The sequence below is a fragment of the Paenibacillus xinjiangensis genome, assembly GCF_059686975.1.
In genome coordinates this window covers 189,664-203,857 of sequence record NZ_JCAALS010000002.1, presented here as the reverse complement: position 1 = coordinate 203,857, position 14,194 = coordinate 189,664, and the positions used below count along the sequence as shown (strand labels likewise).

At 52.0% G+C, this 14,194-nt stretch carries 13 protein-coding genes; 3 read left to right on the top strand and 10 right to left on the bottom strand.

All coding sequences use genetic code 11. The annotated features are described in order from the left end of the window. Positions 1-1,116, bottom strand: coding sequence for a slipin family protein (locus AC6ESP_RS02985; protein WP_497095373.1), 1,116 nt, complete (start codon positions 1,114-1,116; stop codon positions 1-3). A gap of 205 nt (positions 1,117-1,321) precedes the next feature. Between AC6ESP_RS02985 and AC6ESP_RS02980 the strand changes: the two genes are divergently transcribed. From AC6ESP_RS02980 to AC6ESP_RS02970, 3 genes are all read left to right on the top strand, one after another. After that, positions 1,322-1,522 (top strand): hypothetical protein, encoded by a 201-nt coding sequence (locus AC6ESP_RS02980; protein ID WP_497095185.1) that lies wholly within the window; start codon positions 1,322-1,324, stop codon positions 1,520-1,522. 380 nt (positions 1,523-1,902) lie between these two features. Then, entirely contained in the window at positions 1,903-3,225 is a 1,323-nt protein-coding gene (locus AC6ESP_RS02975) for a helix-turn-helix transcriptional regulator (protein ID WP_497095184.1), read from the top strand. Continuing rightward, positions 3,200-4,012, top strand: coding sequence for a WYL domain-containing protein (locus tag AC6ESP_RS02970; protein WP_497095183.1), 813 nt, complete (start codon positions 3,200-3,202; stop codon positions 4,010-4,012). Before AC6ESP_RS02975 ends, AC6ESP_RS02970 begins: the two co-directional genes overlap by 26 nt. A 48-nt stretch (positions 4,013-4,060) precedes the next feature. Here AC6ESP_RS02970 and AC6ESP_RS02965 read toward each other — a convergent pair whose 3' ends face one another. The 9 genes from AC6ESP_RS02965 to AC6ESP_RS02925 all read right to left on the bottom strand — a co-directional run bounded on the left by AC6ESP_RS02965 (position 4,061) and on the right by AC6ESP_RS02925 (position 14,150). Beyond that, on the bottom strand, positions 4,061-5,206 hold the full coding sequence (locus AC6ESP_RS02965) for a GNAT family N-acetyltransferase (protein WP_497095182.1): 1,146 nt from the start codon (positions 5,204-5,206) through the stop codon (positions 4,061-4,063). A 19-nt stretch (positions 5,207-5,225) separates the two neighbouring features. Then, a complete protein-coding gene (locus AC6ESP_RS02960) occupies positions 5,226-6,944 on the bottom strand; it encodes an IlvD/Edd family dehydratase (RefSeq protein ID WP_497095181.1) in 1,719 nt (572 codons plus the stop codon). Between the two features lie 29 nt (positions 6,945-6,973). Continuing rightward, positions 6,974-7,813, bottom strand: coding sequence for an amidohydrolase family protein (locus AC6ESP_RS02955; RefSeq protein ID WP_497095180.1), 840 nt, complete (start codon positions 7,811-7,813; stop codon positions 6,974-6,976). Between the two features lie 11 nt (positions 7,814-7,824). Beyond that, complete coding sequence (locus AC6ESP_RS02950; RefSeq protein ID WP_497095179.1) at positions 7,825-8,733, bottom strand: fumarylacetoacetate hydrolase family protein; 909 nt, start codon at positions 8,731-8,733, stop codon at positions 7,825-7,827. A 115-nt stretch (positions 8,734-8,848) separates the two neighbouring features. After that, on the bottom strand, positions 8,849-9,619 hold the full coding sequence (locus tag AC6ESP_RS02945; protein ID WP_497095178.1) for an SDR family NAD(P)-dependent oxidoreductase: 771 nt from the start codon (positions 9,617-9,619) through the stop codon (positions 8,849-8,851). 15 nt (positions 9,620-9,634) lie between these two features. After that, positions 9,635-10,507, bottom strand: coding sequence for an SMP-30/gluconolactonase/LRE family protein (locus tag AC6ESP_RS02940; protein WP_497095177.1), 873 nt, complete (start codon positions 10,505-10,507; stop codon positions 9,635-9,637). A 78-nt stretch (positions 10,508-10,585) separates the two neighbouring features. Further along, a complete protein-coding gene (locus AC6ESP_RS02935) occupies positions 10,586-11,347 on the bottom strand; it encodes an SDR family NAD(P)-dependent oxidoreductase (protein WP_497095176.1) in 762 nt (253 codons plus the stop codon). A 48-nt stretch (positions 11,348-11,395) separates the two neighbouring features. Further along, positions 11,396-12,058, bottom strand: coding sequence for an RraA family protein (locus tag AC6ESP_RS02930; RefSeq protein WP_497095175.1), 663 nt, complete (start codon positions 12,056-12,058; stop codon positions 11,396-11,398). A gap of 28 nt (positions 12,059-12,086) precedes the next feature. Beyond that, positions 12,087-14,150, bottom strand: coding sequence for a hypothetical protein (locus tag AC6ESP_RS02925; RefSeq protein ID WP_497095174.1), 2,064 nt, complete (start codon positions 14,148-14,150; stop codon positions 12,087-12,089). Positions 14,151-14,194: the final 44 nt, after the last annotated feature.

Genomic DNA, 14,194 nt, shown 5'->3' with positions numbered 1-14,194 from the left:
CTAGCTGGTTCGTCTGGCGCCACCGACCAGCAGCTCGTTCAGCTGCTCCAGCAGATTGCCTCCTCCCGTAAGAGAGACACTGCCGACGTTATCGCATATTTTTTCTAAAAATTCAAGCTCTTTGAGCCTGTATAGCGTTGCATTCTCATCCATCAGCTTCGCCGTATTCATCAAGCTCCGGGTTGAAGCAGTTTCTTCACGGCGGGTGATCAGATTAGCCTGTGCTTTCTTCTCGGCGAGCAGTACCGTATTCATAATATCCTTAATCTCTCCTGGCAGAATGATATCCTTCACTCCGGCAGACATGAACACAGCGCCGTATTCCTCCGCTTTCTCCGCAAGCCTATCCAGAACGAAGGTGCCGATCTCCTGCTTCGTACGCAGCAGCTCATCCAGCTTCATCGTGCCTACATATTCGCGCAGAATAAGCTGCAGCTGGATATACAGCTGCTCCTCGAACGCTTTAATCTCAAGTGCCTTGCGGGCATTCACGACTCTGTACTGACTGACGAAGTTAAGTCGAAGCGTGATTTTATCCTCGGTCATCATTTCTTGACCTGTCATATCAAGCTGCTGCCTGCGGATATCAAGCTTCCTGACCACTGCCGTCACCGGCGCCTTCCAGAAGCGATATTTGCCCGGCCCGAGCTCTCGCTGTTGTACGTTATCGTAGAATAAGAAACCAACCTCATGCTCTCCCACTTCATAAGAAGTATACAAGCCATTCAGCTTGAACAGCGCAGCAGCTCCGAGCTTGCTTGGCAGCTCCGGTGTTCGCGTATCCAAGCGGACGAAGGAATGCTTCTTCATCCGATTCCAAAAGGCATACTTGCCTGCAGTCAGCACAGACTTGCAATTGCCGTTCTCATAATGCAGTACGTACTCATCATCCTGAACCTCGACGATAAGAAGCTCATCTAGGAGCTTCTCATCTTGTAGGAATAGCTCAAGGTCTTTGCCTGGAACGGTGAATGGCTCCGTAATGTTCATGATGGTTATCGTCTGGCCGTTAATCGGTGAGATGCGGTAGCTGCCTGGCCCGAGCAGCCTTACATAGCTGCCTTTCTTGAACAGCAGACCTCTCTGATCATTTTGGATCGTTATAGTGGTTAGTATTTTTTTCATGGGTAATTCCCTCCCAGAATGTTTTGAAAGATGTATTTCTGTGTGACACTGCGACAGTGGATGGTTCTTACGATCGCTGTTGCCTCCGGAGGCAAAGGCGAACGCTTCGCTTCCCCAGAAGATCTATCTTATGTTCAACTTGATTATGTAATTTGAATTTGAATTTTTGATAAACAATTGCTCTGTTAGCTATTCGGTGAAAAAGCTCTCCCTGAAGCGAGACGGAATATCGTTTCAGAATGGATTGCGGCATCTGATTCGCCGGAAGCACTTCATATTGTCATTAGCCCAGCTTACAAGCTTCAGACAAGATGCGTTCTTACAGGCAGCAGCAGAAGCGGCATCTCCCTTCGGTATCCACGAATTGCATAGTTCGTTCAAGGTGCAGCTGGACTAGCCTGCCGAGCTTTTTCCCAAAGAGCCCTACATATCTGATTTTTTTGTTGCTTGTGACTCTCGTCAAATACTCCACCATGAATCGTCGTCTCAGGACAATAGAGGATTCGAACCCCTGTAAGTTGTGTAAGCACGCTTAACTCCGACAGCACACCTCGCGTTAACGAACGCTGGCGCTGCGGGATAAACCTTAGTGGCTGATATCCCTGCCCGGTTCAGGCCAGCTGCTGCTTCACAACCTTATTATCTCGATTTGGCACCTATTGGAACATGGCATAAGTATTACGACAATGGTTCTGTGAACGATAATCCTTTCCTCTACCTCCCTCTTCTTGCTACAATTAGCAGATACGCCTGTCATAAGAAATGGGGAATCCACTCATGGCGAGAGAAAGCTTTGATAAAGAAATACAGTTTCTGCGAATGCTCGTGCTGACGAGCGGCGCATACAATCGACAGCAATTCGCCGAGCGGCTCGGCATATCTGTTCATACCTTCGATAAAACGATCCGGCGCCTCAAGGATATCGTCAGCAGTGTATGGCAGCAGCTGCCGGAGGAGCAGGGCAAGGAATTCGCAGATATGCTGCGGACAAGCTATTATGAATCTGCTGATCCGATGCTTCTCTTTCTTTTCCGCTCCAAATCGTTGAAAGAATCCGAGAGTATAAGGCTCTCTATGATCATTGCTGCTATGCAGGAGCAAGCCCTTACCGCTATGGAACTGCTTGACCTATGCTGCAGTGGAATGCCGGAGGAGCTTGCTCTGCCCGATGAGAAGACGATTCGCTCGGATCTCAAATATTTGGAGGAGACTGGCGTTTTACGCAAACAACCTGGCGGACGCCCGTATCGCTACAGCGCCCACAACAGCTGGATCAATGCGCTTACAGACGAAGAGCTATCCGACCTGTATGCCTTCGTCGACGTGATGGCTAACACGCAGGTGCCTTCTGTGCAAGGCTATTTGCTAAGAGAAAGCTTGAAGAAAGCAATCCATCGCCGAACGCTGCCGGACGGAGCTATGGACTTATTATTATACAAATACCATTATCATTCGCGCATTCTGGACGAAGCGCATCTGTATACGGTTCTACAGGCGATTGAAGAGAAACGGAAGCTTAGCTTCCTCTATTTCTCACCCAAAGCCAATAAGAGCTATGCCTCCAAAAATACGAATCCGCTGTTCGAACGCGAGAGCGAGGGACGGAAGGAAAATCTATTGCCGCTAAAGGTGGTATACGACCATCAATATGGACGGTGGTATTTGCTCGGGCATAACAAGCAGGGCACTGCTGTGTACCGAATGGAAGGCTTGACACAATTGAAGGAAGGCGATCTGGCAGCACCTAATGAATTCGAGGACAAGCTCGCTGCACTGAATCGAAACACACAGCTCAGCTGGCTAGTCGATACGGGGCGGCCGGTGACCGTTAGAGCGAGGTTCTACAATCCCACCGGGGCAAAAGCCAATTTCGTGAAGGAACGGGTCCTTCTGCAGGGGCAATGGGGACGTATTATAGAGGAGGATGAGGAGTCCTTCCTCTTCGAGATTGTTGTCAATGGCGTTACAGAAATAAGGCCATGGCTGAGAAGCTTCGGTTCAAGCTGTGAGGTATTGGAGCCCGCATCGCTTCGGCGGGATTTTATCGCGGAATGGAAGGAGCTTGCTGCGCATTATGAGCCTGTTCGAGAAAATCTTTAATTATCAGATGATGTCCCGCCTCGATGAGTTCGGAGCAATGGCCGTAACAGCGCAGGAGAGAATGTGGCTTCGAACGATGCTGGAGCATCCCGATGCGGCAGCCGCATTCGAGAACGATACACTCGCCAAGCTGCAAGAGCTGCTTCATGAGGATAATCGGAATAATGCTTTTTCAACCGTGCCTATCTTGGAGAAAGCGCGCAGCGAAGCCGTCCATATCTATCATCCGCTGCTTCGACCCTTACGTCGAATAATCATGCGCAAGGGCGGCATCGAGATTACGAATAAGAGCAAGGACGGTACCACTCGGGACAGTCAGGCAGGCATGCCATACAAGCTTGAATACTCCATGGTCAAAAGAGAATGGTACTTGCTGTGGTATTCGCTTAAGTCCCGCCACCTCATGAGCACGAAGCTCAGGAACATCGTAGACCTGGTGGAGCTTCCATTGCCGGAACAGCTCGCCAATATGGCAGCCGCTCGAATTGCGAAGCAGCTTATTGCTCGGAGGCAGCATGCAACCGTTGAGGTCGTACGTCACTATAACCGGGAGCTGTCCCGCATTCTGTACGCCTTCTCCTGCTTCGAGAAGCAGGTCGACTATGATGACGGTACAGATACTTACCGAGTTAAGCTGACATTCTCGTCTGATGAGAGTGAATACGTCCTCTCCAAAATCCGCTTCCTGGGCAAGCGAGTTATCGTAACGGAAGGCGATTACTTGCGCAAGCGCATGCTGGAAGCCGCCAGCAAAGCACTCGCACGCTATGAACGCAGCGATGCCTGACAACCTATACAGCGGTTGTCAGGCATCGCTTCCTCTGTAATCATTATTTTAAATAAAATTCAAGCCAGAGGCATATGGCAGCGGTATCGGGAACAGCTTCCGCAGCAGAGCAAGCTGACTCTCGTCAGCTTCGGCAATGGCGGGCTCCACATCGAAGAGCAGGGAGATTAGCTTATCCGAGGAGAGCTGAAGCGTCTTCCCATCAATGGTCAAATACGCAGCCACGTACTCCACGGTCGCATGGCCAAGCTCCACTCGATCAAAGGCTTCCTTATCCCGATCAGCCAAATAGGGTGTTATTTGCTCCCAGAACCGTCTTGGATTAACGAGCTTTATCGTACCGGAATTTCTTGTATTCGAATAGTCCGGAAGCTTCTCAGCCATCGCAGCCTGCAGCTCCTTCTCCTGCCATGGCACAGTCACTTGAAGCCCCGTCAGAGCATAAGCTTGAATCGCATAGGAGAAAATCTCCACTGCCGCTCGTGCCTCTCCTCCCCATTCCACTACAAACGGGACAGCATCTGTCTGAATATCACCGGGTACAGCGAGGAGTGCATACGCAATGACAGCCCCCTCTGCTTCAGCTACAACCAGCTTATGCTTCAGCTTGTATATGCCCGCAAGCGCCTCTGCTCGAATCAGCTCTGCCGTCTCGAACAAGCTGCGCTGATACCGTACTGAAGTTCGCTCATACAGGGCATGAACGCGGAGGCGATCCGATTCAAGTGCTTCGCGCACGGTATGGATCGGATCTGGGGATGCCTGTGGTCCAGCTGAAGCAGATAACACATATTGCCTTACCTGCCCGAAAGAATGACAGCCATTACGAAGATAGAGGCTTCGATCACCGGATATCAATAGCAGCGAGCCCTCCGATGCTTCAATAAATTGAAATACCCGCTCCAATAGTTCACCCGCATAGCCTTGTCCGCGATAATCCGGATGCGTACAGACGGAACCAAGAGAGAAGATGGGCAATTGAACCCGGCCAACCTGTAGGAAGCCTGGCACGAGACCGATGAAGGATACTAGCTTCCCTTCCTCATATACTCCAACCGAGCTGCGGTAATTGCCGGAGAAAATAGGCGGGAAAGCCTCACCCATCGAAGACTGGTCCGCATCCCGAAAGACCAAATCCGCTAATCGAGTCGCTTCTTCCAATTCATTCCGTCCTAGGAAACGGATATCATTCATCCTCGTCCCCCCTTATCTATTAAGCTCGCAGCAGCTGCTCCCGCAGCTCTGGAGGCAGCAGAAAATCGAAGTCACAGCCCAGATTCGCTTGAAGCACCCGTTCATGGAATAACAATCCGTAGCCTCTATCGTAGTGAGGCTTCGGCATCGTCCAAGCTTTGCGGCGTTCGGCCAGCTCTTCGCTACTTACAAGAAGCTCCAGCTTGCGAGTAGCAATATCAAGCTCAATCTCGTCCCCTTCCCGAACGAGAGCAAGCGTACCTCCGATGGCTGCCTCAGGCGCAACATGTACAATTAATGCTCCATAGGATGTACCGCTGATCCGAGCATCCGAGATTCGAACCATATCCCGTACGCCTTTCTTCAACAGCTTCGAAGGGATCGGAATCTGCCCGATTTCTGGCATCGCCGGCGCCCCCTTGGGTCCAGCATTCTTGAGTACGAGCACGCAGCTCTCATCCACATCCAGCTCTGGATCATCTATGCGGGCAGACAGATCAGCCGGACTCTCGAAGACGACAGCGCGTCCCTTATGTTTTTTCAGATGTGCTGATACTGCCGTCTGCTTAATAAGTGCGCCATCTGGCGCGAGGTTGCCGCGAAGCACGGCAATACCGCCTTGACTATCAAGCGGTTCAGCTATAGTCCGAATGACATCCGGCATAGAGGTTAGCGCCTGCCCAACCAAATTCTCCTTCACCGTACGTCCAGTCACCGTCAGACAATCGCCATGGAGCAGCGGCTCCAGCTCCTTCATCAGAGCGGGCACACCGCCTGCCTCGAAATACTCCTCCATCTGATATTGGCCTGAAGGACGTAAGTTAAGGATGAACGGCGTCTCAGAGCTGATCGCGTCGAACGTCTCTAGTGGAAGCTGCATGCCAAGGCGGCCGGCAATCGCAACCAAGTGTATAATCGCATTGGTAGATCCGCCGCTCGCCATCGTGACCCGAATCGCATTCTCGATCGCTTCTGCCGTCATGATGTCACGCGGACGAATATTGCGCCTTACCAGCTCAACGATCTGCTTGCCTGTACGCTCACACATATGCTTGCGTCTGCTGTCTGGAGCAGGAATCGCAGCGCAGCCTGGAAGGGCCATGCCAATAGCTTCAGCGATCGATGCCATCGTGCTTGCCGTCCCCATGACCATACAGTGACCATCACTGCGACAGATCGCATCCTCCGCGACCGCAAGCTCTTCATCTGTAAGGTTGCCTGCCTTACGCTCCAGTGTAAAACCGTAGCAATCCGTGCAGGCGCCCAGACTTCGTCCATTCAGTCTGCCACTCAGCATCGGTCCTCCTGTGAGCACAATAGCTGGAATATTCGCACTGGCTGCTGCCATCAGCTGTGCCGGTACGGTCTTATCACAGCCGCCGAGCAGCACAACGCCATCAATGGGATGAGCCTTCATCATTTCCTCAGTATCCATGGCCATTAGATTGCGCAGCAGCATCGTCGTCGGCTTAACATAAGGCTCACCGATGGAGATGGTTGGGAATTCCATTGGCACACCGCCCGCCTGCCATACCCCGCGCTTCACATAATCGACCAGCTCATTGAAATGCGAATGACATTTGTTCAGCTCACTGAACGTATTGCATATGCCGATAACAGGCTTGCGAATATCCTCTTCGGTATACCCCATCGACTTCGTAAATGAACGGTGAATGAATCCCCATAGATCTTTTTCCTGAAAATAAGCCTCGCTCTTCAGCTTGTCTTCTGTGCTCAAGGCAGGTCTCCCCCTTCGATGTATAGCCGTTATGCCAGCCCGAGAATTCCCGGTGTATCGCGGTGAATGATCGCTTCGACGATCTCCTCAGGCACGCGGGGCAGCTTCGTTCCCGCTGCCAAGTCATTAATGCGCCGCAAGGCGTCCATCGTCTGCTGCGTGGTGAAGAATGGATAATCAGAGCCGAACAATAATTTGTCCTGCACGCCGTATTCCATCGCGGACACTAGCGCATTATAGAATTGCCATGGCCGGCTTCCAAGCGCAGAAATATCCATATACATATTCGGATGCTTGCGGACGAGCGATATACACTCATCCACCCACGGATGTCCCATATGTGCAACTATCATTCGCAGATTGGGAAAAGCACGGGCAATCGGGTCCAGCATCGCCGGACGGGAAGCTTCGAGATACCCTTCAGGCACGAATGAGGTGCCTTGATGCCACAGAATTGGAACGTTCAGCTCATCGGCCTTGGCGTACAAGGCATAATGCTCTTTGGCATCGGGATAAAAGTTCTGATAAATCGGCCCTAGCTTCAAGCCCTTCAGATCCATCTCCCGAATCGCGGTCTCAAATTCCGGTATGCAGTTGTAATCATTCGGATCGACACTGGCGAAGCCGAAGAGCCTCGTCTTGTCTGTCGCACAATAGTCAGCCACATATTCATTCGGAACGGACAGTCCGGTTGCCCCTGCAGCCATAGCCAATACGATGGAGCCTGCGAAGCCCTTCAGACTGTCGCGATGCTGCTCCGGCGTTGCCTCTATGTTCATCTCAGGGCCCCAAGCCCGCTTGATCGCCGCGTCAGTCGGACCGCTGAACATGCCCGGGCCGAACAAATGCGTATGGCTGTCGAATATCATCGATATCCCTCCTATTCGCTGACCATCTGGTTCGTAATCGCACCCAGCTTCTCTATGTCAATCGTGACGACATCTCCTGGCCCCAAGTAAACCTGCTTCTCTGGCGGATAGCCCAGCACTACGCCTTCCGGAGTTCCGGTCAGAATAATATCTCCTGGCGATAGTGTCATGCATTGCGAGATATAGCTGACGATCTGCTGGCAGTTAAAAATCATATCCGACGTATTCGAATGCTGGCGAACCTCTCCGTTCACCGTGCAGCTGATCGTCAGATTATTCGGATCACCGACCTCATCCTTCGAGACCAGATAAGGACCAATTGGAGAGAACTTATCGCAGGATTTGCCGGCAAGCCATTGACTCGTGCGCATCTGGAGATCTCGGGCGGACAGATCATTGGAGGAGCAGTAGCCGAATACATAATCCAGCGCATCCTCCTCACTGACATACTTGGCGGTCTTGCCAATAACAATAGCTAGCTCTGCTTCGTAATCGACCTTGTCAGAGGAGCGCGGCAGTGGAACATCATGTCCATGGCCTATCAGTGTATTCGCAAATTTATTAAATAGGATCGGATACGTCGGAATGGGCATATTCGTCTCCTCTGCATGTCTGCGATAATTCAAGCCAATACAAATAATCTTCTCAGGCTCGGTTACACATGGACCGAATACGAGGCTGTCTTCTTGCCTCAGATAGCGAGCAATAATCTCGTCACCTTCGGATAGCAGACCAGCAACGAACGTCTCTAGTGCTTCCTTCGCTGCATCGCCGCCGCCGAGCACCTCGCTTATCGTGGTTGGAACGCCAGCAGCAACAGCAGCGCGTTCAGCCGCAGCTGTCTGAATATCAAGCACACCCTGCGGGGTCCATACGCCCAATCGGTACAGTCCCTGATCCTCAAATGTAAGAAGCTTCATCATCATTCCTCCTATGTATTATGAATGTCTAACATGGCTACCGAGCAATGAATGCTGGGAATGCCGGGAATCTCACGTGAACTACACGATTTTCATCTCAGCCAACAATCAGGTCTCAGGCGTTCTTGCCGAAGACCAGCCCGCCATCTACATAGAGCGGAGAGCCGAGTACGAAGCCCGATTCATCAGAGGCGAGGAATAATGCAGCACGGGCGACATCCTCAGGTCTGCCCAGCTCACCACTGAGCTGGCGTCGTTTAATCGAAGCAATAGCGGCCTCCGGGTCTGGCGATTTCTTCAAATAGCCTTCAACGAATGGCGTCATAATGGTTCCTGGGAGCAGTGAATTGACGCGAATGCCGTATGCTGCATAATCCACCTGCATCGCCTTGGATAACGATAACACTGCCCCCTTCGAGGCGGTATATGCCGCTCGCTGAGAGACGCCAATCTCGGCGATACTCGAAGACATATTGATGATAGATCCGCTTCTGCGCTCCATCATGTAAGGAAGCACAGCCTTGCAGCCTAAGTAAACACCGCGCACATTCACCCGCATAACCTGATCCCATATATCGGCTTCGATCTCATGAAGAGCGCCAACTGCGCTAATTCCTGCGTTGTTGAATAGCACATTAATATGTCCGAATGTCTGCGAGGCTTGAAGAGCTAGCGACTCTGCATCTGCTTGCACAGTAACATCGCATTGCACGTAGAGGGCCTGGCCGCCAGCTGCTTCGATCTCGGCAACTGCTTCTCTTCCCTTCACCTCATCCACATCAGCAACAACGACCCGAGCTCCTTCTTCCGCGAACAGCAAGGCGGAGCTTCTGCCGATACCAGAGCCTGCACCCGTAATGATCGCCACTTTATCCTTCAGCCGCATGAGCTTCCCTTCTTTCTACCATGTAGGCAAGGAGCCGAACCTGCTGCCAACCTTTCCTCTCACCCCTGGCCTGACGACGAATAATCCTCCTGCTAGTGGGTAATCCTCCTGATCGTCAGCACTCATCCTTGCTGTCGTTATATATAATTCGTCCATAGCTGCTCCACCGAATGCACATGAGGTTACATTTAGCGCTGGAACAGCTATTTCACCGATTTGCTTGCCTGTTTCTGGATTCCATCGCGACACACGGCTGCCTCCCCAATGGGCGATCCACAGCATGCCCTCTTCGTCTATCGTCATCCCATCCGGCATTCCAACAGAGTCCGGGAATCGCACCACTGTTCTGCGATTGCTTATAGAACCCGACTGCCTATCCCATTCGAAGCTGTCGACACAGCCCGTTGGCGTATCAATGTAATACATCTGGCTGTCATTCCATGCCAAGCCATTGGAGCAAGATATATCGGATACTGCTGCTTGCAGCAAGCCGCTTGGCTCTAGCACATACAAGCTGCCCTTCCCCCGCTCATTGTCCATGCTCATCGTGCCTGCCCAGAGCCGGCCAGCCGGATCACACTTCGCATCGTTAAGCCGATTCCGTGTAAGCTCTGGTTCAACTGCTGCCAGCAATTGCAAGGACTCTGACTCCGGTTCATACAGGTAGATGCCATCCTGCAGCGTAACGACCAGTCCCCCATGAATAGAAGGAACAACGGCACTGATCATCTGCTCGAAGGAATAGGTGCTGCTTGCACCTGTCTTATTTTTATACACATGGAGCTGCTTGCCTATAATATCAACCCAATACAGCTGTTGTTCTCTTTCATCCCAGTGGGGACCCTCTCCGAGCCAAGCTCTGGCATCGACAACTAATTGTGCTTCCATCGTTATCGTTAATCCTCCCTATGATATAGATTGTTATCCTATCATAGATATAATTCCATTTTGCTCCTGCCTATCCCTCTACAGCTCGCTTCCGTTCGCCAAATGTCCGCCATCGACCTTAAGGGTCGTTCCTGTCACATATGAGGCTTCATCCGAAGCTAAGTATAAGAAGGCAGAGGCAATCTCTTCTATCGTCCCGGCTCGCTTCATCGGCGTATGCTCAGAATACGCTGGGAGCTGCGACTCCTCCCGCAGCTTCCGGTCAAGCGGCGTATCTACGAAGCCAGGAGCGACAGCATTGACGCGAATCCCGTAAGGAGCAAGCTCAACAGCCATCGATTCGGTCAGCAGAATAACTGCAGCCTTGGATGCATTATAGGGAGCAAGCTCTCCGCTGGCGGCGATCCCGTTCTTCGAGCTCATATTCACGATAGCCCCGCCGCTCCCCTGTGTAATCATCCGCTGCGCAGCAAGCTGCCCAAGCCGGAACACCGCCCGCACATTAATCTCGAACACCGCATCCCAATGCTCAGACGTAATGTCGAGAAAAGCCTCGCGGTACGCAATGCCCGCATTGCTCACTAAGATATCGATGCCGCCCAGCCAGTCAAAAGCCCGCTCCGCTGCTTCATCCAGCTGCGCCAGATCACGCAAATCGCACACTTGTATGGTGATTCGATCGCTGTACTGCTGCATCTGTTCGCATGCAGCCCTAAGCTCTTCCTCGCTTCGGTCCAGCAGTACGACCTGACAGCCTTCCTCCACGAAGCGTCTCGCAATGCCAAGCCCTATCCCACGCGCTGCGCCGGTAACTAACGCTCTTTTCCTGAGCAGTCTCATGCTCTGCACCTCCCAACAGCTCCACAACTTATCGCCGTCTGCAACTACCTAGAGCACGCCATACTTATCATAGACTTGGCGCAGCGTCCTTCCCTCCAGCAGCTCGTCGCGGGTATGATTCTCCCGGTTCACCTTGTCCAATGCTCGCTTCACGACCTCATCCACCAATTGATTCGGTATAACGACTACTCCATCGCGATCCCCGAACACCACATCTCCCGGATACACCATAACACTGCCGCATAGCACCGGAATGTCGTATTCAATAACGAGTCCGCGCCCCTGTGAATCGACCGGCTTCGTGCCGGTTGCAAAGACAGGGAAGCCCAGCTCAACGATTTTTTTCGTATCCCGAATAAGACCGTCAACGATCGCGCCTCTTGCTCCCCGCATCTTGGAAGCCGTCGAGAGCAGCTCGCCCCATAGCCCATTCTGCTTCGACTCATTCGTGCAGCCAATGACGATATCATTAGGCTTCACACTGTCCACGGCCTCTATCTCCTTCTCATATGGATTGTCAGGAATATAATGCACATCAACAGACAGAATCGTCTTGGCACGCCCCGCCACAACCCAGTCTGAATCAATAGGATTAATATCCTCCCGCATCACCTGCGAGCGATAGCCCAGCTCATCCAGTGTGTCCGATATAACCGCCGCATACAGTGATTCACTCATTAGATCAAATAATTCATTATCATTCCTGCTCATTTCCGCATCCTCCACCCTCGAATCCACCCTATGTCACTCTCACATTCCCGGCCCTATGCTGGATACAATCGCTTTCCTCCGGCAGACTGCTTCGATCCACGCCCTTCTCGACATTCCCCGTGTGCTGCATATATTCGAATGCTCCAGGTTGATCTCCAGCAGCCAGCCTGCCGCCTTCGAATATCGCGCCATTCGCGATATAACGATGCTGTGTGCCATGAATAGCATAATGATGCATTGTTTCATCGTCCGTCTGGCTTGTGTAATCAGCGAAACGCCAAGAGGTAGAACCACCCGCACTCCCCTCTCTTGCGAAAAAAGCTCCTGCCGCATTAGTCCCAGATACCCTCGCACCCGAGCCAATATCGAGGCTTTTATCCCCTTCGCCCGTCAGTACAACACCTGTATCTATCATGGCTCCACCGCGAATATTTATGGATGAGCCCGATGCATATAACGGCTTCGCTTGCCCATCTGCGCCTCTAAGCACACAATCATGAAGACGAATGCCACCCGTCCCCGCCAAATAATTGCCATCGATTCGCTCGAACCGACAGTCTCGGAATGTTAGCTCAGCGGTCACATTATCATGGGATAGACGTCGTCCCTTCGTTACCGTGAACGAGCAGTTGTCGACCAGATTCGGACGTTTGGAGCGATTCGATACTTGCACGAACTTCACCATCGCTTCTGCCGTACAATTCTTCATCTGTACACCATCTGCATTCAGCCAGAACGATCCGGTATTCGCCGAATTCTCTACCCCATCACGTACGAACACATGCACATCCTCCAGCGTCAGATCCGTTACCTTACGATGGGCGATGAACCAAGAGCCCACATGCTTCTTCACTGTAATCCGCTTGGCACTCTCCCCCCAGGTCAGGCCACTGTTGGCGAACGACATCAATCCGGAATTGCCAACATAGATGAGATCATGCTCATACTGCCCATGAGTAACGAATGCACCAAGGTCATCGCCATCTGCATGGCAATTGTCCACATAGCTGTAGGCCGATCCGGTAAAATCATTCAAATGTCTGCCATTGCTCGTATGACAATCGCTTACATGCCCATACAGGCAATAAATCTGCTGCGTTAAATAACCAGTGCCCCCAATGATAACCTCCGCCGGATTTGTCAGCTTGCACCGTTCAGTCACGTAATGGGTGTTGTACCTGCGCATAATAACTGGCCAAAAGGTACCGTATGCATCAATGCCTATCGCATCACATTCCACGGCGAACTCATAGGCAAGCGGGTGGGAGCCGGTCATATCTGTCTTGCCAGCACCGATAAAGCGCATATTGCGAACCGCTACTCGCTCGACCGGAATAACCTTCCGATAAGTGATCGTTCTGCCCGCATCCAATGCCCAGCCATTCTTGTAGTTAAACCTGACATGCCTGCTGTCGACGATCTCTGTTACGCAAATAAGCTTATCCAGCTCCCGCTCCGCGCTTCCGGACAACGTATTGGACTGTGCAATCCACCATTCCCCAACCTCGAAAGCCGACGAATCCGCAACCTCGAGCAGCTCCGTCAGCTCAGCAAGCTCCTCTGTCAGCGTTACTGACTGCTTATGCCCCGTCTCTATTCCTTGGAAGAACAGCACGGCAGAGAACGGATCGTTAGGCGCTGCGGATTCAATTCCATCCGTATATACGGTAAATCCATTGAACTCCAGCTCGATGCTGCTACGGCTGAATCGATGGCGACGTGTAAACCGCAGATCACTAGTCGCTTCTATTCGATAGATGCTAGAGTCGCTCACCATAGCATCAAGTGCATCATCCGCTGGCTCCTCTGCTCCGAATAGGCCGAACAGCGCATAGCTGCACACGCCGCTATGTATCAGAAGCCATCCTCCTGCTCCTCCATCTAGCGGAGCATGCAGCGTACCTCCGTTATCTTTCCCCTCGCTCTCCTCCGACCAACGCATAAGCTTGCTTCCAGGGTCACCGGCTTCATAATAGCCCTCTACCCAGACATGCATTCCCGCTTCCCGCTGCTCCCTAGGGATACGACACAATGCTGCTACATTCGATACGCGATAGACAGCAGCCAAGGGCGGATTATGCCGTTCATTCATCCTCATTCCCTTCTTTCATTCGTTCTAGCGGCCTCTCAGATAGA